This is a genomic window from Pseudarthrobacter raffinosi, assembly GCF_023913735.1.
GTDB lineage: Bacteria > Actinomycetota > Actinomycetes > Actinomycetales > Micrococcaceae > Arthrobacter > Arthrobacter raffinosi.
The window spans coordinates 298,284-317,837 of record NZ_JAMXBH010000001.1 but is presented as its reverse complement, the minus strand read 5'-3'; the positions used below and the strand labels follow the sequence as shown (position 1 = coordinate 317,837).

Here is a 19,554-nt window from a genome sequence, read left to right as displayed (position 1 = left end):
CGTGAACAGCTTGTTTTTCTGGATCATCATTCTGTCGTTCGTGATACCGATGGCGATGCGGATGTACCGGAAATCCGTGAACAAACGGAATCAGGAGCAGAGCTTTTCCGGCCGCTACCCCGAGCAGTTTCCAGGCGGCGGGCAGTACCCGGGCAGCGATCAGTACCCGGGGCCGCAGAACAAGCAGCCCCGTGACGGCTACACGCAGCAGGATTACATGAGTGGCGGCTTCCGGCAGATCATGAGCCCGCAGCCCCTGCCGCCGAGCCAGCCGTTGCCGCCCATGCAGCCGATTCCTTCTGCGGATCAGCAGTTCCCGCCGTCCGGCCAGCCGCAACCCAACGGCGAGCCGGTGCCGGAGCAGCGCGCGGAAGCACCGCAGCAGCCTGCCGCCCCCGCTATTCCCCTGCCGCCGTCGGGCCCGCAAGGGTACCGTGCCCGGAAGCTGGCCGAACTCGACCAGCAGTACAGCAACGGCGAGCTGGCCATGGAGGACTACATGAAGCGCCGCTCCGACATCATGAACGGCTGATCGCTTAGTCAGCGCGAGAGGACACTTGAGGCCCTGATTCCAGGGGCCTCGAGTGTCCTCTCGCGTTTAAGAGCAGGGGCTCAAGTGTCCGTTCGGGCTTAGACGAGGAAGGTCTTCCGGAGTTGGACGCCGAGCTGGCCGATCTCGGTCAGGAAGCCGTCGTGGCCGATCGGGGCCTCAATAACGTGCACGTCCACGTCGCCCGGGAGGGCGTCAGCCAGCTCACGGGACTGGGACGGGAAGTACAGCCGGTCGCTGTCCACGGCAGCCACGAAGAACCTGGCGGTGGCCCGGCCCAAGGCCTCGTTCAGCGAGCCCCGCCCGCGGCAGACGTCGTGGCTCATCAGGGCGTCGGTGATGGCGATGTAGCTGTTGGCATCAAAGCGCCGCACCAGCTTTTTGCCCTGGTGGTCCAGGTAGCTTTCCACCTGGTAGCGGCCCCGCTCCCCCAGCGCTGCCGCCTGGAACGGCGACTCCGGGTGCTGGGCCGACCGTCCGAAGCGGCCATGGAATTCCTCGGCGGAGCGGTAGGTGATGTGCGCGATGCGCCGTGCCAGGGCCAGTCCGTCCTCCGGCAGCGGACCGCCGTAGTAGTCGCCGTTGTTAAAATTACTGTCCTGGCGGATGGCGAGCGTCTGCGCCTGGGCGAATGCGATCTGTTCGGCGGTGCTGGCGGCACCGATCGAGATAACGGCGCACCGCTGAACCCGTTCCGGATAGGTGACCGCCCATTCCAGGGCCCGCGCGCCGCCCATGGAACCGCCCAGCACGGCGTACCAGCTCGGGATTCCCAGCTGGTCAGCCAGCCTGGCCTCGGCCGCGGTGGTGTCCCGCAGCGTTACCAACGGAAAGCGGGACCCCCACGGCTTGCCGTCCGGGGCATCCGAGGACGGCCCAGTGGAGCCGTAGCAGCCGCCCACGATGTTGATGGAGACCACAAAGAACCGGTCCGTGTCCACCGGCGCACCCGGCCCGGCCAGCTGTTCCCACCAGCCGGGCTCGTCGCTGTCGCCGCGCGTCACGTGTGTGCTTCCGGTCAGGGCGTGCTCAATCAGGACGGCGTTGGAGCCGTCCGCGTTGAGGGTTCCCCACGTTTCATAGCCGAGGGTGACTTCCGGGAGGTATCCGCCGGCTTCGAGCTCGAGTCCGCCGATACTGGCGTAACGGACCACACCGTTCCCGGGTTCTGCGGTACGGGAAATCGTAATCGTCATGGAAGGACCTTTTCTACGCGCTTGCCCACCGTCAATTGACCGGCAGGCCAGGTCCTCACCCGGGGCACCCCGCCGCAAAAGAGGGTTGCCGGCCAGCAAGCCGGGGCTGTCGCTGGCACTCATGACCTGCTTCGAGTGTACGAACAGCCCCGGTCTATTGCTAAGCGTGTGACTGGTTGTGACTTCGCGGGAGCCCTACTGCGGCTGGCCTGCCGCGTCTTTGTTGGGCTCCGCCGCACCCTTGGCCGCCCGGAAATGTCCACTCCTGACGCATCAGGATTCCGGTAAGGCTACCCTTAGCTGAGAGCCGGATCACAAAGTGCCAAGATGATGGCATGCGCATGGATCACGTCTCTTACGCCTGTGAACAAGATGGCCTCGTTGCCACCACCGAACGTATCTCGTCCGCCCTTGGCGTTGAAGCAGTGAAGGGTGGCGTGCACCCCCGGTTTGGAACCCGGAACATGATTATTCCCCTCGCGGGCCATAAATACCTGGAAGTCGTGGAGGTCCTGAACCACCCGGCATCGGACAAGGCTCCCTTCGGGCAGGCTGTCCGGGCCCGATCCGAAGCCGGCGGCGGCTGGATGGGCTGGTGCGTCGAGGTGGACGACCTCGCTCCGTTCGAAGACCGCCTGGGCCGTGCCGCCGTCAACGGCAACCGCAAGTTCCCGGACGGCCGCGAGCTGGTCTGGAAGCAGATCGGCATCCTGGGCCTGATCGCGGACCCTCAGGTCCCGTACATGCTCAAGTGGGAGGGTGACCCCGCCTTGCACCCGTCCAACGCCTATGAGAGCAACGTCAAGATGAGCTGCCTGACCATAGCCGGTTCCGCCGAACGCGTGACGGAATGGCTGGGCGAGCCCGTCGAGAAGCCGCTGGAGGATGTGGCCGTTGACTGGGTGGCTCCGCATGGAACCCCGGGCATCCTGTCAGTAACCTTCGAAACCGCTACCGGAGCAGTCACCATCTGATTGCACGTTCAATAGCTTCGGCCGCCATCAGCGGGTGCCAATGATGCCACCCACCGATGGCGGCCGAATCCCTTTTAAGCTGGACCTGAGCCGGACAAACCCCCTTAGCCCAGGCCCACAGCCCTGCCAAAGAGGCTGAAGCCAACGAAGGCAACGATGTCCAGCAGCGCGTGTGCGATAACCAGCGGCATCACCCGTTTGGTCTTTGTGTAGAGCCAGGCGAAGACCACACCCATCACTGCGTTGCCGATGAACGGCCCGAAGCCTTGATAAAGGTGGTAGCTGCCGCGGAGCATCGAGCTAGTGAAGATGGCCAGGGGCATGCTCCAGCCGAACTTGCCGAAGCGGTCCAGGAGGTAGCCCACCACAATGACTTCTTCCACGATGGCGTGCCGCAGCGCGGACAGGATCAGGACGGGAACCGTCCACCAGTATGAGTCGAGCGCGCTGGGGATGATGGCGGTGGTGATCCCCAGGGCACGTCCCGCTGCGTAGAGGCCCAGCGACGGGATCCCGATCAGCGCCGCGAGGCCAAAGCCCTGCAGCAGGTCACGGCCCGGCCGGGCGAAGTTGAACCCCAGCTTCCGGAAGGCGGACCAGCCTTGGGGGCTCACTCCGGCGCCGGATTGCCGCTGGTCCGTAAGGAAGTAGATGACCAGCAGCACGGGCACGAGGGCGAAAATGATGTCCAGCAGCTGGTAGGTGAGATCGAAGTATTCGCGGGGGCTCTGTGACCGGTTCAGCGTGGACGTGCCTTCGGCCAGCGGTGCATGCGTCATCTTGTCCAGCAGCTGCACCACCGAGTAGACGGCGGACTGCCCCAGGGACAGACCCAGCACAATCCAGACTTCAATCCGCAGCCGACGGCGGGAGGGAACCAACATGGTTCCATCTTGCCTGTAGTTTCTGGTTCTTCGCTGATTCGGGGGTGGCCAGCTCGCCGGGGCTGACCAAAGTGAGAGAGCGTCCGCCGAAAACGCACCAAAAGTGAGAGAGCATCCTCGGGGCGGCACCTATGCTTGGGGCTTATGAGCGCGCCAGGGAAAATCTTCATGATCCGGCACGGCCAGTCCGCGGCCAATGTCGATACGTCCATCTACAACAGGGTCCCGGACTACCGGATTCCGTTGACTCCCCTGGGCCTGGCGCAGGCCACGGCGGCCGGCGAACGGATCCGCCGCGAGCTGGACGGCCGCCAGGTCTGCGTTTATGTATCGCCGTACCTGCGGGCGCACCAGACCCTGGAGGCACTCAACCTTGGCAGCCTCACGGAACGGGTGATCGAAGAGCCACGCCTCCGTGAGCAGGACTGGGCCAATTTTCAGATCACCGGCGATATCGAGGACCAGAAGGAACTCCGCAACGCCTACGGCCATTTCTTCTACCGGTTCCGGGAAGGCGAATCCGGCTCCGACGTCTACGACCGGATCTCGTCGTTCATGGAGACGCTGTATCGCCACTGGTCTAAGCCGGACTACGCCCCCAACACCTTGCTGGTGACCCACGGGCTCACCATGCGGCTGTTCTGCATGCGCTGGTTCCACTGGTCGGTGGAGTATTTCGAATCACTCAACAACCCGGACAATGCCGCGGTGCGGACCCTTCTGCGCACCGACCTGGGCAAGTACGAACTCGATATTCCGTTCAGCCAGTGGGTGGACCGCCGGGTGGACGAGACCGTCCTGGATGCGCCGCCGATGATCTTTTAGGGGTTGTTGCTGGTCACTTAGTGCGGAGCCACGATCACTTCGGTGCCGTTGGCTTCGAACGCTGCCTTGTCCTCCGCGGAGATACCGGAGTCGGTGATCAGGCGGTTGAACGCGTAGCCGTCCATGGTGGCGAAGGCTCTGACGCCAACTTTGGAGGAGTCGGCCAGGACATAGGAAACCCGGGCCCGGCTGGCCAGCAGGGCATTCACTGACGCTTCACCCTCCCCCGTGTTGGTGGGGCCTACCTCGGGGTCGATGCCATTGACGCCGATGAAGGCGATGTCCATGACCACCTTTTGCATGATGATGTCGGTGTACGGGCCCACCAGTTCGTAGGAGCGGGGGTTCAGGATGCCGCCGGTCACCATGACTTTGATGTTGGGGCGGACAGCCAACTGCGCAGCGATATTGATGGCGTTGGTAACCACCGTCAGGGTGGGCTGGTTGGCGGGAGCGTTGAGGTCCTCCCGCGTTGCCAGGATCTGCGCGAGGGCCGTGCTGGTGGTGCCGCCGCAAAGCCCGATCACCGCGCCGGGTGAAATGAGCGCCGAAGCCGCCTGGGCAATCTGTTCCTTGGCTTCGGCGTGGTCGTCACGGTTGTACCGGCCGGGGAGGTCGTACGCCAGGGCGCCGGTGGTGGCTCCGCCCCGGGTGCGGGTCAGCAGCCGTCGCTTGGCCAGGCTGTCCAGATCACGCCGTGCCGTGGCCGGCGATACACCCAGCGTGCCCACGATTTCTTCCACCTCCACCTGGCCGGTTTTGGCGAGGATATCGAGGATGGCCGTCAAGCGGTCAGTGCGGGTCATGGGGGCCTCTCAGCGTCAAACAGTCACCAGAATATGACGTTATCTGATCATAACAGTTCGTAACAATCATTTTGCGTCAACAAATCGGAGTCTGGCTACCGTGCCCGCGCACCGGCCCGCCACACACCGTACGTCAGCGGCATGCCCGGGCGGTAGGCGAGGTGCGTGGCGGAGGGGGCGTTGAGCATGTGCAGGTCTGCCCGGTGCCCGACGGCGAGCGAACCCACCGCCCGTACGCCGTCGCCGTCGTGCCCTGCCTCCCGGTGCAGCGCCAGCGCGCCTCCATAGGTTCCGGCACGCACCGCTTCGTGGACGCTCAGGCGCATCTGCAGGACGGCCGTAGCCACGTTGAACGCCATGGAGCTGGTGTAGGACGTACCCGGGTTGCAGTTGGAGGCCAGCGCCACCTGCACCCCGGCGTCCAACAGTTCGCGCCCCGGGGCCAGCGGCTGCCGGGTGGAAAGATCGCACGCGGGGAGGCAGGTTGCGACGGTGCCGCGGTCCCCCGTGCCTGTGTCCGGATTCCAGGCGGACCAGCTTTCCGCCAGCGCCGCCACATCACGGGCCGACAGGTAGTTCACGTGGTCCACGCTGGCTGCCCCGAGTTCCACCGCGAGCTGCACGCCGGGACCCTCGCCGAGCTGGTTGCCGTGGACGCGGATCCCCAGCCCGGCGGCCCGGCACGCCTCCAGCACACGGCGGGACTGCTCGACGTTGAAGGCTCCTTCCTCGCAGAACACGTCCGCCCACCGGACGTAGGGCCGGACGGCGTCAAGCATGGGCCCGCAGACGAGGTCGGTGTAGGCCTCCGCATCGGTGCCCGCGGGGACCAGGTGGGCGCCCAGGTAGGTGACTTCGTCTGCGACGGTGGAGGCGATCCGGGCGATCCGGGCCTCGTGCTCAATGTCCAGCCCGTACCCGGTCTTGGTTTCGACGTAGGTGGTGCCCTGCGATACGGCCTCGGACACGCGCGCCATCGCCAGCCGGGTGAGGTCGAAATCGGAGGCCCGCCGGGTGGCGTCCATGGTTACGGCGATGCCGCCGGCCGAATACGACTCCCCTGCCATCCGCGCCTCGAACTCCGCAGTGCGGTCGCCGGCGAAGACCAGGTGCGTGTGCGAATCCACCCAGCCCGGCAGCACGGCCCGGCCGCCGGCGTCCACGGCGTCATCGGCCGCCGGCGCATCCGCGGCGGAACCGAGCCAGGCGATCCGTTCGCCCTCGATCACCACGGCGGCATTCCTAAGGACGCGGTGTTCCAGGTCCTGGGTCATCAGCTCGGCGATATTGGTGATCAGGGTGCTCATAGGTTCCATTGTTCAGCGCCGGATGGACCAGCGCGCGGCGGCCAGCGCCTCCGCTGTCCGGGATGCCGGATGGTGGGCCGCGCCGGAACTGTGCCCGGCGCTGTGCCCGGCGCCCTGTCCCAGGATTTGCGCGGCGGCGAGCTCCGCCATGGCCGATGAGGTCTGGAAACCGTAACCGCCCTGACCGGCAAGCCAGTAGAACCCTGGGGCTTCGGCGTCGAAACCGGCTACCGGGACGCCGTCGGCTGCCTCGGTCCGGAGCCCCGTCCATGCGCTCCGTACTCCGCGGATTCCCAACGTGGTCAGCTGGTTGAGCCTCACGATCAGCCGCTCGATATCGCCGGGCCGCGGCCGGGCGTCCTCCGGTCCGCTGGGCACCGTTTCCGACGGCGAGATCAGCACGTGCTCCCCCTCGCGGCGGAAGTAGAACGAGTTGTCCGCTGCCGCCACCATGGGGCTGTGCTCGGGCAAGGGACGTTTGACGTCGACAACTGCCGCAGTGCGCCGGTACGGCTGCAGCCCAAGTTTCTCCACCCCGCTGATCACCGCGATTTCATCAGCCCAGGCGCCCGCCGCGTTGACCAGCACCCCGGCTTCGAAAGCTTCCTGCCCGGCGCCGATCTCCCAGCCCGAGCCCAGCCGCTGGGCGGAATGTACGCGGGCCCCAGTGACGATGTCGGCGCCGGCGGCCTCAGCCCGATGCCGGTGGTCGGCCAGCAGCAGCGGGGCGTTGCAGCCGAAGGAACCGGTGTCCAGGCCTGCGGCGGAGAAGGACCCGGCGACCAGCGCAGGGCACAGCTCCATTGCCCGTTCATGCGTGATGGCATTCATGTGGCCGCTGGCCTCGGCGCGGACGGATTCCTCGGTGCCGATGAGCATAAAACTCCGCAGCGTCAGGACAGGTTCCGGCAGTTGCGCGTCCCGGGCCGCCATCAGCTCCAGGGTCCGGACTGTGAGCTCCTGGACCACCTCAGGGCCGTAACTCGGGATCAGTTGGCGGGCGGAGCGGGAGGACGTGTGGTACGCCAACTCCTGCTCCGCTTCCACCAGCGCCACGCCGCAACTGCCCGCGAGCGCGGACGCCAGGGACAGGCCGGCGATGCCGCCGCCCACAATCAGAACGTCGTAGTGTGCTGCCATGGCTCCATCCTTGCAGAGTTGCCCTGCGGCCGCGCCGGGCACCCGCCAGGGGTTTAGCCCGGCTGGGTTAACCCGGCTGGGTTAGCCTGCTACCGCCGCACGGCTGGCGACAAAGGCAGCCACGCATGCATCGACGTCGTCCGCTGAGTGCGACGCTGAAAGCTGCACGCGGATCCGGGCGGCGCCGCGCGGGACCACCGGGAAACTGAACGCGGTGACGAAGACGCCGTGCTGGAGCATCTGGTCCGCCACCTTGGCGGCCATCACGGCATCCCCGAACATCACGGGAACAATCGCGTGTTCGCCGTCCAGGAGTTCGAAGCCCTCCTCCGTCATCCGGCGGCGGAACAGCCGGGCATTCTCGAACAGCCGGGTCCGCAGGTCACCGGAGTTCTCCACCAGGTCAAGCGCCTTGATGGTCGCGGCGACGATCGCGGGGGCCAGGGAGTTGGAGAACAGGTACGGTCGCGCTTTCTGGCGGAGCATGGCCACCACTTCGCTGCGGCCGGACACGTAGCCGCCGGACGCGCCGCCCAGGGCCTTGCCGAACGTTCCGGTGTAGATGTCCACGCGCCGGGACACGCCTGCGTGCTCCGGGGTTCCTGCACCGGTGGCACCCATAAAGCCGACGGCGTGGGAATCGTCCACCATCACCAGGGCGTCGTGCATCTCGGCGAGGTCGCAGATGGCTTCCAGCGGTGCCAGGTAGCCGTCCATGGAGAACACACCGTCGGTGACAATGATCTTGCGCCGGGCATCCTTCGCCTCAACGAGCCTGGCCTCGAGCTCCGCCATGTCCTGGTTCGCGTAGCGGAACCGCTGGGCCTTGCAGAGCCGGATGCCGTCGATGATGGAGGCGTGGTTGAGGGCGTCGGAGATGATGGCGTCCTCAGGGCCGAAGAGGGATTCGAAGACGCCGCCGTTGGCATCAAAGCAGCTGGAGAACAGGATGGTGTCCTCCGTGCCGAGGAACCTGGAAACCCTGGCTTCCAGCTCCAGGTGCAGGTCCTGGGTGCCGCAGATGAAGCGGACGCTGGCCATGCCGAAGCCCCGCGAGTCCATGGCCTGTTTTGCCGCGGCGATGATGTCCGGGTGGTCCGCAAGGCCCAGGTAGTTGTTGGCGCAGAAGTTCAGGACGGTGGCGCCGGGCTGGCCGATCTGCCCTGCCGTGATGTGGCTGGACTGCGGGGAGTTGATGCTGCGTTCGGTTTTGAAGAGTCCGGCGGTGCGGATGTCGTCCAGCTCAGCCTGCAGCTGGTCCTTGATGGAGGTGTACATGGTGCTCCTTAGAGTTCGGTCCAGTCGAGGACAACTTTTCCGCCGACGCCGGCGCGGGCGGTGGCGAAGCCTTTTTCCCATTCTGCGGCGGGCAGCTTGTCCGTCACTACCGCTGAGATGCCGGCGTGCAGCACGGGGCTGGAGGAGAGCATGGCGCTCATGGCGTACCACGTCTCATACATTTCGCGGCCGTAGATGCCCTTCAGCGTCAGCATGTGCGTGACCACTTTGCCCCAGTCGATGGTGATGTCCTGGCTGGGCAGGCCGAGCATGGCAATGCGGCCGCCGTGGTTCATGTTGTTGATCATCTCAGGCAGCGCGGTGGGGTGGCCGGACATTTCCATGCCGATGTCGAAGCCCTCGCGCATGCCGAGTTCACGCTGGGCATCCTTGACGCGCGTGGTGGAGACGTCGATGGTGAGGTCCACGCCGAGCTGGCGTGCAAGCTCGAGCCGTGGCTGGGAGACATCGGTGATGGCGATCTTGCGCGCCCCGGCGTGGCGGGCCACGGCGATGGCCATCAGGCCGATGGGTCCTGCCCCGGTGATGAGCACGTCCTCGCCCACCAGCGGGAAGCTGAGGGCGGTGTGCACGGCGTTGCCGAACGGATCGAAAATCGCGCCGAGTTCCGGTGTGATGGAGGGGTCATGGTGAACCCAGACGTTGGTCTCGGGGATGACCACGTACTCGGCGAAGGCGCCGTCCCTCTGCACACCGACGCTGACGGTGTGGATGCACATGTGGCGGCGGCCTGCGCGGCAGTTCCGGCAGATCCCGCAGACCACGTGGCCTTCGCCGGATACGCGGTCCCCCACTTTGACGTCGCGGACGCCGTCGCCGATTTCCACCACTTCACCGTAGAACTCATGGCCGGCGATGAGGGGTGCCTCGATCATGCTCTGGGCCCAGGCGTCCCAGGACTGGATGTGCAGGTCGGTGCCGCAGATCCCGGTGGTTATGACCCGGATCTTGACGTCGTTGGGGCCGGCCTCGGGCTCGGGCCGGTCAACCAGCTCGAACCCGGCGTGTGCACCGGACTTGTAGAGTGCCTTCATTGGCTTCCTGACTGTTGGCAGCGCCCGCGGCCAGCGGGTGTGGTCTCCCTTCATTAGAGCCATTTCGAAGCATTAGCACAAGCAGAATTCTCTCAATCGACGATGAAGTGTTCTCTAATGCATAGACTGGGCGGATGGAAATTCATCAGCTGGAAATCCTCCGCGAACTCGGAGCCCTGGGCAGCGTGAAGGCGGTGGCGGAGACGCTGATGGTCACGCCCTCCGCGGTGTCCCAGCAACTGGCACTCCTGCAGCGCAATGTTGAGGTTCCGCTGACCCGGAAGGAGGGCCGCAACCTGGTGCTGACCGAGGCCGGGCAGGTGCTCGCCGACGCCGGTGCCGCCGTCGTCAGTGCCATGGCGGACGCCCGGACAGCCATCGGCGCCTATCACGGCTCGCCGGTGGGCACCGTGACCATCAGCGGTTTCCACAGCGCGGGGCAGGCGCTGTTCGCGCCGCTCGCGCGCATGCTGGACGCGCCCGGCCAGCCGCGGATCCAGCTTTCCGACGAGGACGTGGCGCAGCAGGACTTCCCGGCGCTGACGGCGCGGTACGACCTGGTGCTGGCGCACCGGATGGACCACAGCCCGCGCTGGCCGGAGGAGCGTGTTGCGGTGATTCCGCTGGCGCACGAACCGCTGGATGTTGCGTTGCCGGCTGACCATCGCTTGGCCCGCCAGGGCACTCTCACCGCGGCCGACGTCGTGGGCGAACCTTGGGTGACCAGCCACACCGGATACTCCCCCGCCGACGTCCTGTCCGCCGTCGCGGCCGTCTCCAGCAAGGAACTGAACATCGTCCACCGGATCAACGACTACTCCACCGTGGCCGCGCTGGTGGCGGCGGGGGGTGTGGTGGGCCTGCTGCCGCGGCATACGGCGCGGCCCGTGCTCAACCCCGGCATTGTGCTGCGGCCGCTGGAGGGCATCAGCACCCGGCGGCGGATCGACATCCTGGCCCGGCCGGAGAACCTGAAACGCCGCTCTGTGATGATTGTGTGCGAGGCGCTGCAGGCGATCATGACCGGGCTGGTGGAGCAGGGCTAACCCAACTGAGTAGCACTAACTGTCGTTTTCAGGGCTCAGAACGACAGTTGGCGCTACTTACTTGGTGGCAAGCCGCTTGGCGTGGCCGAGGCCCTTGCCCAGCCCGTGGCCGTGCCCCTTGCCCATTCCTTTTCCGATGCCCAGGCCCGGACCGGTGCCGGCGCCCTCCACGATCTGCCGGGCGGTGGCGTTGTCACCGTTCTTCACGCCGGAGACCCTGACGGCCTCACCCGTGGCGATTTCCGCGATGGTGACCTCTGACCGCTTCAGCCGTTTGCCGTCGTCGCCCGTTGCCGGGGAACCGTCCGCGGCCGGGGCAGGGAACTTGATGATCCTGGTCTCTGCGTTGACGGCGTAGGTCTGGGTGAAGCCGTCCTCGCTCTTGACGGTGAGCGAGGTTTCGCTGACGGCCTCCACGGTGCCCTGCTGGGTCAGCACGGTTTCGAACGTCCCGTCCGCCTTCTTCACCACACTTTCACTGTGCAGGTGCTGCGGGCGCTGGGCCTTGGCCGGCTTCTCCTGGCCTTTAGCCTTGTCCGATTTCCCCGGTTCGGAGGCTGACGGCGACGGCGTGTCTGTAGCGGACCAGGCGATGGCGACTCCTGTGCCTGTCAGCGCCAACGCCACCACGCCGGCCAGCAGCGCCTTGCGGATTCTCAAAGATTCTTGGACCGACATGGCCATTCCTCCCACAGCACGGGCAGGGCTCCGGCGCCCTGGATCTTCAGTGTAGAACCGGCAAGCCCCGCTGAACACGGGTACTTTTTCGCGCGGATGCGAGTACTTAAACGCCAAACTGGGCCGCAGTAGATGTCGTTATGAGCGCTCATAACGACATCTACTGCGACCCAGATGGGTTAAATCAGGTGGCTTAGCCCTCGACGCCGAGCTTCGAGAGGATCAGCTCCTTGACGCGGCCGGCGTCGGCCTGGCCTCGGGTGGCCTTCATAACGCCGCCGACGATCGCGCCGATCGCCTGGAGTTTGCCGGCGCGAATCTTGTCCGCGACGTCAGGCTGCGCGGCGAGGGCTGCATCGATGGCTTCCAGGAGGGGGCCGTCGTCGGAAACTACGGCGAGGCCGCGCTTCTCCACGATCTCCGCCGGGGTGCCTTCACCGGCGAGCACGCCGTCCAGTACTTCGGTGGCCATCTTGTTGTTGATCTTGCCGTCCTCGACCATCCGGTTCAGCTCCACGATAGTGGCGGGCTGGACGCCCAGCTGGCCGGGATCGACGTCGGCGTTCTTGGCGCGGCCAACGATCTCGCCCATCCACCACTTACGGGCGACGGTGGCTGTGGCGCCGGCAGCGATGGTTTCCTCGATCTCATCCATAACGCCGGCGTTGACGACGTCGCGGAATTCCAGGTCCGAGTAGCCCCAGTCCGACTGCAGCCGCTTGCGGCGGGCCGCCGGCGGCTCGGGCAGCGTGGCGCGGAGTTCCTCCACCCATTCGCGGGAGGCGACGATCGGAACCAGGTCGGGCTCCGGGAAGTAGCGGTAGTCATCGGCGTCCGACTTGGGCCGGCCCGAGGTGGTGGTGCGCGTGTCCTCGTGCCAGTGGCGGGTTTCCTGGATGATCGGGTTGCCGGCATCCAGAACGGCTGCGTGCCGCTGGATCTCGTAGCGGACGGCGTGTTCGACGGCGCGCAGCGAGTTGACGTTCTTCGTTTCGGAGCGGATGCCGAAGCGTTCGCGGCCGTGCGGGCGCAGCGAAACGTTCGCGTCGCAGCGTACGTTGCCGCGTTCCATCTTCGCGTCCGACACACCAAGGTTCTTGACGATCTCCCGGACCGCGGCCACGTAGGCCTTGGCCAGCTCCGGGGCACGGGAACCCGCACCCTCGATGGGCTTGGTGACAATCTCCACCAGCGGAACGCCGGAGCGGTTGTAGTCCACCAGCGAGAAGTCGGCACCCTGGATGCGGCCGGCGGCCCCGCCCATGTGCGTCAGCTTGCCGGCGTCCTCTTCCATGTGGGCGCGCTCGATCTCCACGCGGAAGATGGTCCCGTCCGAGAGTTCGATGTCCAGGTAGCCGTCGTACGCGATGGGGTCCTCGTACTGTGACGTCTGGAAGTTTTTGGGAGTGTCCGGATAGAAGTACTGCTTCCGGGCGAACGTGCAGGATTCAGCGATCTTGCAGTTCAGGGCAAGGCCGATCTTGATCGAGGACTCGATCGCGACCCTGTTCACTACCGGCAGCACGCCGGGCATGCCCAGGTCCACCTCGTTGACGTTGGTGTTCGGCTCATCGCCGAAGACGTTGGGCGCGGAGGAGAACATCTTGGACTTGGTGTTGAGTTCCACGTGGACCTCAAAACCCAGGACGGGATCGTACTTCTCCATGGCCTCTTCGAAGCTCAGGGTTGCGTCAGTGCTCATTATTTTGCCTCCTTGGCTGCTACAAGGGTCTCGACCAATGCAGGGGCCTTATCCAGGAGCGGGCCGCCCCACTGTGCCTCAAGCAGGGATTCCAGGACCGCGCCTACCCGGTAGAGCCGGGCATCCTCGCGGGCCGGAGCCAGCAGCTGGATGCCGACGGGAAGGCCGTCCTCGTCTGCCAGGCCGCCGGGCAGGGTCAGCCCGGGCACGCCTGCCAGGTTGGCGGGGATGGTGGCGACGTCATTGAGGTACATCGCCAGCGGATCATTCAGTTTCTCCCCAAGCTTGAACGCCGTGGTGGGCGCCGTGGGGGAGATCAGGACGTCGGCCTGCGCGAACGCGGCCTCGAAGTCACGCTGCACCAAGGTGCGGACCTTCTGGGCAGACCCGTAGTACGCGTCGTAGTAGCCGGCGCTCAGCGCGTAGGTACCCAGGATGATGCGGCGCTTGACTTCGTCGCCGAAGCCGGCGGCGCGCGTGGCTCCCATAACGCGTTCGATGGTCATGGGCCCGTCCTTGGGCAGGACGCGCAGGCCGTACCGGACGCCGTCGAACTTTGCCAGGTTGGAGGAGGCTTCGGACGGCATGATCAGGTAGTAGGCGCCGAGGGCGTACTGGAAGTTGGGGCAGGACACCTCAACAATTTCCGCGCCGGCCTGCTTCAGCAGTTCCAGGGATTCGTTGAAGCGGTTCTCGACGCCGGCCTGGTAGCCCTCGCCGTGGAGTTCCTTGATGATGCCGATCCGCATGCCTTCGACGTTGCCCACGCGGGCAGCGGCGACGAGGTCTGCCAGGGGGTCGGGCAGGGACGTGGAGTCAAAGGGATCATGCCCGCCGATGACCTGGTGCAGCAGCGCCGAGTCCAGGACGGTGCGGGAAACCGGGCCGATCTGGTCCAGCGAGGAAGCCATCGCGATGGCACCGTAGCGGGAAACGCCGCCGTAGGTGGGCTTGACTCCCACGGTGCCGGTGACGGCGCCGGGCTGGCGGATGGACCCGCCGGTGTCCGTGCCGAGCGCCAGCGGGGCCTCAAAAGCAGCAACGGCCGCGGCCGAACCGCCGCCGGAGCCCCCGGGGATCCGGTCCAGGTCCCATGGGTTGCGGGTGGGGCCGTAGGCGGAGTGCTCGGTGGAGGACCCCATGGCGAATTCGTCCAGGTTGGTCTTGCCCAGGATGGGCATTTTGGCGGCACGGAGGCGCTTGACCACCGTGGCGTCATAGGGGCTGTGCCAGCCCTCGAGGATCTTGGAGCCTGCCGTGGTGGGCTGGCCGATGGTGACGATGAGGTCCTTGACCGCGATCGGCACGCCGGCGAGTACGTGGAGTTCCTCGGCCGCGGCACCGCCGGCGGCGCGGATGGCGTCCACCTCGGCGGCGACGGCGAGCGCTTCCTCCGTGTTGACGTGCAGGAACGCGTTCACGCCGCGTTCGCCGCCGTCGACAGCTGCGATCCGGTCCAGGTACGCCTGCGTGACCTCGACGGAGGTGACCTCGCCCGCGGCCAGCATGCCGGCCAGCTGCGCGGCGGACAGGCGGATGAGTTCGTTGGTGTCAGTCATGGTTATGCCTCATCCAGGATTGCCGGGACCTTGAAGCGGTTCTCATCGGAATCCGGAGCCCCCGAGAGTGCCTGCTCCGCGGTGAAAGTGTGGCCCACAACGTCCTCGCGGAACACGTTGGTCAGCGGGATCGGGTGGGAGGTTGCCGGGACGTCATCACCGGCGGCTTCACTCACGGACTTCACTGAATCAACGATGACGGCGAGTTCGCCGGCCATCCTGTCCAGCTCTTCAGCACTCATCTCGATGTGAGCGAGCTGCGCGAGGTGCGCAACATCGTCACGGTTGATCGCAGCCATGGATCTCCCCTGCAAGTTCGGATTGTTTTCCGAACCAGTCTAGTGGGGAAACGTCAGTGCCCGTCTGACGACCCCCAGCGGGCGTCAGACGGGCACCTCGGTGCCGTGGTCCCGGTCACGGGGACCGGCCACAGGCAGCTAAAGACTAACCGATCCCGATGGCTCCCGTCAGCATTCCCGCACCCAACATGACGAGGGAAACCACTGCGGTGCGCCACAGGACCTTTTTGTGGTGGTCGCCGAGGTCCACCTTGGCCAGCGAAACCAGCAGCAGGATGGCCGGAACCAGCGGGCTCTGCAGGTGGAAGGGCTGGCCGGTGATGGAGGCACGCGCCATCTCCGCGGCGCTGATCCCGTAGTGTGCGGCGGTCTCGCTGAGCACGGGCAGGACGCCGAAGTAGAAGGCGTCGTTGCTCATGAAGAACGTCATGGGGATGCTGAGGACGCCGGTGATGACGGCCAGGAACGGTCCCATTTCGGTCGGGATGATCTGGACCAGCCACGCGGACATGGCCTCCACCATTCCGGTGCCGGTCAGGACACCGGTCAGGACTGCGGCCGCCATCACCATGCTCACCACGGCCACGATGGACGAGGAGTGGGCCACGAGCTGCGCGCCCTGTTCCTTGACGTTGGGGAAGTTCACGACCAGCGCGATGGCCGACCCGACCATAAAGACGAACGGCAGCGGGACGAGATCGGCCACGAGCATCACCATCACGGCGACCGTCAGGCCAAGGTTGAACCAGAACAGTTTCGGGCGGAGCGTGGAGCGGTTGGGGTCCAGGGCGGTGTCGGCCAGCCCGCCGTCCTGTTCGTCCACCAGCGTTTCGGTGCGTTCCAGGACAGCCACTGACGAACCTTCCGGAGAGTAGCCGCCGACGGCGGGACTTCCGGTTCCGGGGGTACGTGACCCACTGCGGCCGGTACCGGCGGAGGCAGCGGCGGTGCCGCCGTCGGAAGCGCCGCCGTCGAACTTTTCGGCAGTGAACGGCTCTGCCGTGTCCGGCGTTCCCCAGATTTCCGGTTCAGTGGCGCGGAGGCGGTTGCGTTCCTGCAGGCCCAGGAGCCAGGCGAAGCCGAAGACCACTACCAGGCCGGCGATGAGGGACGGGATCATCGGGACAAAAACGTCGTTGACGTCCAGGTGGAGCGCGGTGGCGGCGCGGGCAGTGGGACCGCCCCACGGCAGGATGTTCATGGTGCCGTTGGCCAGGCCGGCCACGCACGTGAGGACAACAGGGCTCATCTTCAGGCGCAGGTAGACCGGCAGCATGGCGGCGGTGGTGAGGATGAAGGTCGTGGAGCCGTCGCCGTCCAGGGAGACTGCGGCCGCCAGGATCGCGGTGCCGAGCACCACCTTGGCGGGGTCATTGCCGAGCTTGCGGAGGATGAACTTCACCAGCGGGTCGAACAGCCCGACGTCGATCATCAGGCCGAAGTAGATGATGGCGAACATCAGGAGTGCCGCCGTGGACGTCATGGACTTCATTGACTCCAGGACCATGTCCCCAATGCCCAGTCCGGCGCCTGCGAAGAGGCCAAAAACGGTGGGGACGATGATCAGCGCCAGTACTGGCGTCAACTTCTTCGTCATGATCAGCACCATGAATACCGCGATCATTGCGAATCCAAGTAATACCAGCACGGCCGGCTCCTTCTTGTGAACAACGCCACCGCAGTGTGACGCGTGCTACAGACACTAGGGTGGCGGGCGTCACGGCCGTGCCTTTGGCTCAATTGATTGGCATACTGCTTATTCGGAGCATTTTGCGCATTGTGCTCACACCCGGGCCCGAGGAAGGGAGGACCATTCCACGTTCTGCACGCACACCGCCTTTGCGGTTCTCCACGCAGACCCTCCTCCTTCAGCTGGGCGTGGTCCTGCTGGTGGTGCTGCTCAGCGCCGCCGTCCACGCCTGGCTGACCTACGACCGGGTGGGCCGCGAGGCGGAAAACCAGGCCCTGACGCTGGCCCGCGCCGTCGCCGCGGATCCTTCCGTGCAGGCTGATGTGCTGGCCATCAGCGCGGGCGCGGGCACTCCCCCGCCTGCCGTGCTCCGCGGCGGGCCGCTGATGGCAGCCGCCGAGGCGATCCGGACCCGGACCGGGGCACTGTTTGTGGTGATCACCGACGAAACCGGCCTGCGCCTGGCGCACCCGGATCCGGACCGGCTGGGCGAGAAAGTCAGCACCGACCCGTCCGAGGCCCTCGCCGGCCAGGAGGTCACCACCAGGAACACCGGGACACTGGGCCCGTCTGCCGGCGCCAAGGTTCCTGTTTACGCACCCGGCACCGGCACGGGCACCGTCGTGGGCGAGGTCAGCGTTGGGTACTCCATGGAGAGCGTGGGCCAAAGCGTTGCGCGCGACATCGGCCCGGTGGGCCTGACCGCCGCAGGTGCGCTGTTGGCTGGCGTGCTGGCCTCGTTCCTGCTGCGGCGCCGGCTCCAGCGTCTAACGCTGGGGCTGGAGCCCGAGGAAATCAGCACGCTGGTCCACGACCAGGTGGCTGTGCTGCAGGGCGTGGACGACGGCGTCATCGGCGTTTCGGCCGACGGCAGGATCAGCGTGTTCAACGCAGCCGCGCAGCGCCTTTTGGAGCAGCCGGACCTTTCCGGGACGCCGTGGGCCAAAGCTCCTGTGCCCGAGCAGCTCAGGGCGTTGACCCGGCCGGACGCTGCGGAGGCGGACGCCATCGAGCTGGTAGCCGGCGGCAGTGTCCTGGTGGCCAGCGCGCGCAAGGCCCTGCATCGAAGCGAGGACCTGGGCTGGGTGGTGATGCTCCGGGACCGCACCGAACTCCAGCAGCTCACGCGGCAACTCGACGCCGTGGGCACCATGTCCACGGCCCTGCGCGCCCAGCGCCACGAATTCGCCAACCAGCTGCACACCATCACCGGCCTCATGAGCATCGGGCAACACCAACAGGCCCGCGAGTACCTGGCCGGGCTGGCCGCCACAGGGCCGCTGAAGTTCCCGGTGGACCAGGCGGAACTGTTGCAGGACCCGTACCTGCAGGCCTTTGTGGGTGCCAAAGGTGTGGAGGCCGACGAGCGCGGCGTGACGCTGCGGATCGGCCCCGAAACCCTGGTCCGCGGCCAGGTCACCGAGCCGCAGGACGTGACCACCGTACTGGGCAACCTGATCGACAACGCGGTGAACGCCGCCGTCGCCGGCTCCTCCCCGGACCGCTGGGTGGAGCTGGAGGTGCTGGATGAACCGCACGACGACGGCGGGACGCTGCACATCGTCGTCGCCGATTCCGGCGACGGGCTGGCCGCCGGGACGGACGCGGAAGCGGTCTTCGCCGAGGGATTTACGACGGCGGCTGGCCCAGTAGTGCCGGCTCCGGCGGCTGCCGGTGGAAGGAGTGGCGGGCGGAGTGGCGGGCAGGGGCTGGGCCTGGCCCTGGCCCGGAAGCTGGCCCGGCGCCGCGGCGGGGACGTCCGCCTGCTGGAGCCGGGGACACCGGGCGGACCCGGTGCCGTGTTTATGGCTTCCCTGCCACGCACAACGGCCGGGACCACCGCCGGGACACCTGCGGGGACCCAGGATTCAGCTGGAAAGGACAATGATGCCTGAGGATTTCAGGGTGCTGATTGTGGACGACGATTTCCACGTGGCCAAGCTGCACGCAACGTATGTGGATTCGGTGGCGGGATTCCTGGCGCTGGCGCCGGTGGGGTCGGCGTCCCTGGCGCTGCAGGCGATCCACAGCCTCCGCCCGGACCTGGTGCTGCTGGATGTCTACCTGCCGGATGCCTCAGGCCTCGACCTGCTGCAGCAGCTGGACGTGGACACCATGATCCTCAGTGCCGCATCGGACGCCGAGTCGCTGCGGAAAGCGTTCCGCCGCGGCGCCCTCGGGTACCTGTTGAAGCCCTTTACGGCCGAGTCGCTCTCGCAGCAGCTACGTTCGTATGCCCGGTACCGCAGGCTGCTGGGCCAGCCCGGGGCCCTGGACCAGGGGTCCGTGGAGCGGGCCAAACGGGCGCTGATCCCGGGGGACGTGACGCCGGCGGCCAAACCCCGCTCCGCCACCGAGGCCGCGGTGTTGGAATCGCTGGTTGCCGGCGAACAGTATTCGGCGGTGGAAGTGGCCACCCGCGTGGGGGTTTCCCGGGCCACGGCGCAAAGGTACCTGTCCTCGCTGGCCGACGACGGCGCCGTCGACATCCAACTGCGCTACGGAACCACCGGACGCCCGGAACACCGCTACAGCCTCCCGCCGGCCTGAGGCCCCACCCCTTGA

18 protein-coding genes and 1 riboswitch are annotated in these 19,554 nt (G+C 66.4%); of the genes, 6 read left to right on the top strand and 12 right to left on the bottom strand.

Translation table 11 applies throughout. The features are described 5' to 3' along the window. The first annotated feature begins 1 nt into the window (after position 1). Positions 2-532, top strand: a complete 531-nt coding sequence (locus tag NG698_RS01405) for a hypothetical protein (protein WP_252607858.1) — start codon at positions 2-4, stop codon at positions 530-532. Between the two features lie 98 nt (positions 533-630). Here the strand turns inward: NG698_RS01405 and metX are convergent, their stop codons facing one another. After that, positions 631-1,746, bottom strand: coding sequence for a homoserine O-acetyltransferase MetX (gene metX, locus NG698_RS01400; protein WP_252607857.1), 1,116 nt, complete (start codon positions 1,744-1,746; stop codon positions 631-633). A 12-nt stretch (positions 1,747-1,758) separates the two neighbouring features. Then, a riboswitch (SAM riboswitch) is annotated at positions 1,759-1,873 on the bottom strand. Positions 1,874-2,081: 208 nt separating this feature from the next. Here metX and NG698_RS01395 point away from each other — a divergent pair. Beyond that, the gene (locus tag NG698_RS01395; RefSeq protein ID WP_056348211.1) at positions 2,082-2,720 is read left to right on the top strand and encodes a VOC family protein; all 639 of its coding nucleotides are present in this window, start codon (positions 2,082-2,084) and stop codon (positions 2,718-2,720) included. A gap of 104 nt (positions 2,721-2,824) precedes the next feature. Here NG698_RS01395 and NG698_RS01390 read toward each other — a convergent pair whose 3' ends face one another. Continuing rightward, entirely contained in the window at positions 2,825-3,604 is a 780-nt protein-coding gene (locus tag NG698_RS01390) for a CPBP family intramembrane glutamic endopeptidase (protein ID WP_252599970.1), read from the bottom strand. A 144-nt stretch (positions 3,605-3,748) separates the two neighbouring features. Between NG698_RS01390 and NG698_RS01385 the strand changes: the two genes are divergently transcribed. Next, entirely contained in the window at positions 3,749-4,429 is a 681-nt protein-coding gene (locus tag NG698_RS01385) for a histidine phosphatase family protein (protein WP_252599969.1), read from the top strand. A 17-nt stretch (positions 4,430-4,446) separates the two neighbouring features. Here NG698_RS01385 and NG698_RS01380 read toward each other — a convergent pair whose 3' ends face one another. The 5 genes from NG698_RS01380 to tdh form a co-directional block, all read right to left on the bottom strand. Beyond that, entirely contained in the window at positions 4,447-5,235 is a 789-nt protein-coding gene (locus tag NG698_RS01380) for a DeoR/GlpR family DNA-binding transcription regulator (RefSeq protein ID WP_252599968.1), read from the bottom strand. A 95-nt stretch (positions 5,236-5,330) separates the two neighbouring features. Continuing rightward, a complete protein-coding gene (gene hutI, locus NG698_RS01375) occupies positions 5,331-6,542 on the bottom strand; it encodes an imidazolonepropionase (protein WP_252607856.1) in 1,212 nt (403 codons plus the stop codon). A gap of 12 nt (positions 6,543-6,554) precedes the next feature. Continuing rightward, positions 6,555-7,682 carry an NAD(P)/FAD-dependent oxidoreductase gene (locus NG698_RS01370; protein ID WP_252607855.1) on the bottom strand — a complete coding sequence of 376 codons (1,128 nt, stop codon included), beginning with the start codon at positions 7,680-7,682 and terminating at the stop codon, positions 6,555-6,557. A gap of 81 nt (positions 7,683-7,763) precedes the next feature. Continuing rightward, on the bottom strand, positions 7,764-8,960 hold the full coding sequence (locus NG698_RS01365; RefSeq protein ID WP_252607854.1) for a glycine C-acetyltransferase: 1,197 nt from the start codon (positions 8,958-8,960) through the stop codon (positions 7,764-7,766). An 8-nt stretch (positions 8,961-8,968) separates the two neighbouring features. Continuing rightward, a complete protein-coding gene (gene tdh / locus NG698_RS01360) occupies positions 8,969-10,015 on the bottom strand; it encodes an L-threonine 3-dehydrogenase (RefSeq protein ID WP_252607853.1) in 1,047 nt (348 codons plus the stop codon). Between the two features lie 134 nt (positions 10,016-10,149). Here tdh and NG698_RS01355 point away from each other — a divergent pair, with 134 nt between their 5' ends. Then, entirely contained in the window at positions 10,150-11,061 is a 912-nt protein-coding gene (locus tag NG698_RS01355) for a LysR family transcriptional regulator (RefSeq protein ID WP_058929561.1), read from the top strand. 57 nt (positions 11,062-11,118) lie between these two features. Here NG698_RS01355 and NG698_RS01350 read toward each other — a convergent pair whose 3' ends face one another. The 5 genes from NG698_RS01350 to NG698_RS01330 form a co-directional block, all read right to left on the bottom strand. Further along, on the bottom strand, positions 11,119-11,739 hold the full coding sequence (locus tag NG698_RS01350; protein WP_252599962.1) for a hypothetical protein: 621 nt from the start codon (positions 11,737-11,739) through the stop codon (positions 11,119-11,121). 193 nt (positions 11,740-11,932) lie between these two features. After that, on the bottom strand, positions 11,933-13,441 hold the full coding sequence (gene gatB / locus NG698_RS01345; protein WP_252599961.1) for an Asp-tRNA(Asn)/Glu-tRNA(Gln) amidotransferase subunit GatB: 1,509 nt from the start codon (positions 13,439-13,441) through the stop codon (positions 11,933-11,935). Next, complete coding sequence (gene gatA, locus NG698_RS01340; protein ID WP_252599960.1) at positions 13,441-15,000, bottom strand: Asp-tRNA(Asn)/Glu-tRNA(Gln) amidotransferase subunit GatA; 1,560 nt, start codon at positions 14,998-15,000, stop codon at positions 13,441-13,443. Before gatA ends, gatB begins: the two co-directional genes overlap by 1 nt. Before the next feature lie 2 nt (positions 15,001-15,002). Then, positions 15,003-15,299: an Asp-tRNA(Asn)/Glu-tRNA(Gln) amidotransferase subunit GatC gene (gatC, locus tag NG698_RS01335; RefSeq protein WP_056348187.1), complete on the bottom strand. Its 297-nt coding sequence runs from the start codon at positions 15,297-15,299 to the stop codon at positions 15,003-15,005. A gap of 145 nt (positions 15,300-15,444) precedes the next feature. Beyond that, on the bottom strand, positions 15,445-16,947 hold the full coding sequence (locus NG698_RS01330; RefSeq protein WP_252599959.1) for a CitMHS family transporter: 1,503 nt from the start codon (positions 16,945-16,947) through the stop codon (positions 15,445-15,447). Positions 16,948-17,111: 164 nt separating this feature from the next. Here NG698_RS01330 and NG698_RS01325 point away from each other — a divergent pair, with 164 nt between their 5' ends. Together NG698_RS01325 and NG698_RS01320 are read left to right on the top strand one after the other, a co-directional pair. Continuing rightward, a complete protein-coding gene (locus tag NG698_RS01325; protein WP_252607902.1) occupies positions 17,112-18,884 on the top strand; it encodes a sensor histidine kinase in 1,773 nt (590 codons plus the stop codon). Continuing rightward, positions 18,877-19,539 (top strand): response regulator, encoded by a 663-nt coding sequence (locus NG698_RS01320; RefSeq protein ID WP_141139938.1) that lies wholly within the window; start codon positions 18,877-18,879, stop codon positions 19,537-19,539. The genes NG698_RS01325 and NG698_RS01320 overlap by 8 nt, the downstream gene beginning before the upstream one ends. The last annotated feature ends 15 nt before the right edge of the window (positions 19,540-19,554 follow it).

Excerpts from the sequence above, each read along its gene's own strand:
- metX (WP_252607857.1), bottom strand. The coding sequence starts at position 1,746 with ATGACGATTACGATTTCCCGTACCGCAGAACCCGGGAACGGTGTGGTC.
- NG698_RS01395 (WP_056348211.1), top strand. The coding sequence starts at position 2,082 with ATGCGCATGGATCACGTCTCTTACGCCTGTGAACAAGATGGCCTCGTT.
- NG698_RS01390 (WP_252599970.1), bottom strand. The coding sequence starts at position 3,604 with ATGTTGGTTCCCTCCCGCCGTCGGCTGCGGATTGAAGTCTGGATTGTG.
- NG698_RS01385 (WP_252599969.1), top strand. The coding sequence starts at position 3,749 with ATGAGCGCGCCAGGGAAAATCTTCATGATCCGGCACGGCCAGTCCGCG.
- NG698_RS01380 (WP_252599968.1), bottom strand. The coding sequence starts at position 5,235 with ATGACCCGCACTGACCGCTTGACGGCCATCCTCGATATCCTCGCCAAA.
- hutI (WP_252607856.1), bottom strand. The coding sequence starts at position 6,542 with ATGAGCACCCTGATCACCAATATCGCCGAGCTGATGACCCAGGACCTG.
- NG698_RS01370 (WP_252607855.1), bottom strand. The coding sequence starts at position 7,682 with ATGGCAGCACACTACGACGTTCTGATTGTGGGCGGCGGCATCGCCGGC.
- NG698_RS01365 (WP_252607854.1), bottom strand. The coding sequence starts at position 8,960 with ATGTACACCTCCATCAAGGACCAGCTGCAGGCTGAGCTGGACGACATC.
- tdh (WP_252607853.1), bottom strand. The coding sequence starts at position 10,015 with ATGAAGGCACTCTACAAGTCCGGTGCACACGCCGGGTTCGAGCTGGTT.
- NG698_RS01355 (WP_058929561.1), top strand. The coding sequence starts at position 10,150 with ATGGAAATTCATCAGCTGGAAATCCTCCGCGAACTCGGAGCCCTGGGC.
- NG698_RS01350 (WP_252599962.1), bottom strand. The coding sequence starts at position 11,739 with ATGTCGGTCCAAGAATCTTTGAGAATCCGCAAGGCGCTGCTGGCCGGC.
- gatB (WP_252599961.1), bottom strand. The coding sequence starts at position 13,441 with ATGAGCACTGACGCAACCCTGAGCTTCGAAGAGGCCATGGAGAAGTAC.
- gatA (WP_252599960.1), bottom strand. The coding sequence starts at position 15,000 with ATGACTGACACCAACGAACTCATCCGCCTGTCCGCCGCGCAGCTGGCC.
- gatC (WP_056348187.1), bottom strand. The coding sequence starts at position 15,299 with ATGGCTGCGATCAACCGTGACGATGTTGCGCACCTCGCGCAGCTCGCT.
- NG698_RS01320 (WP_141139938.1), top strand. The coding sequence starts at position 18,877 with ATGCCTGAGGATTTCAGGGTGCTGATTGTGGACGACGATTTCCACGTG.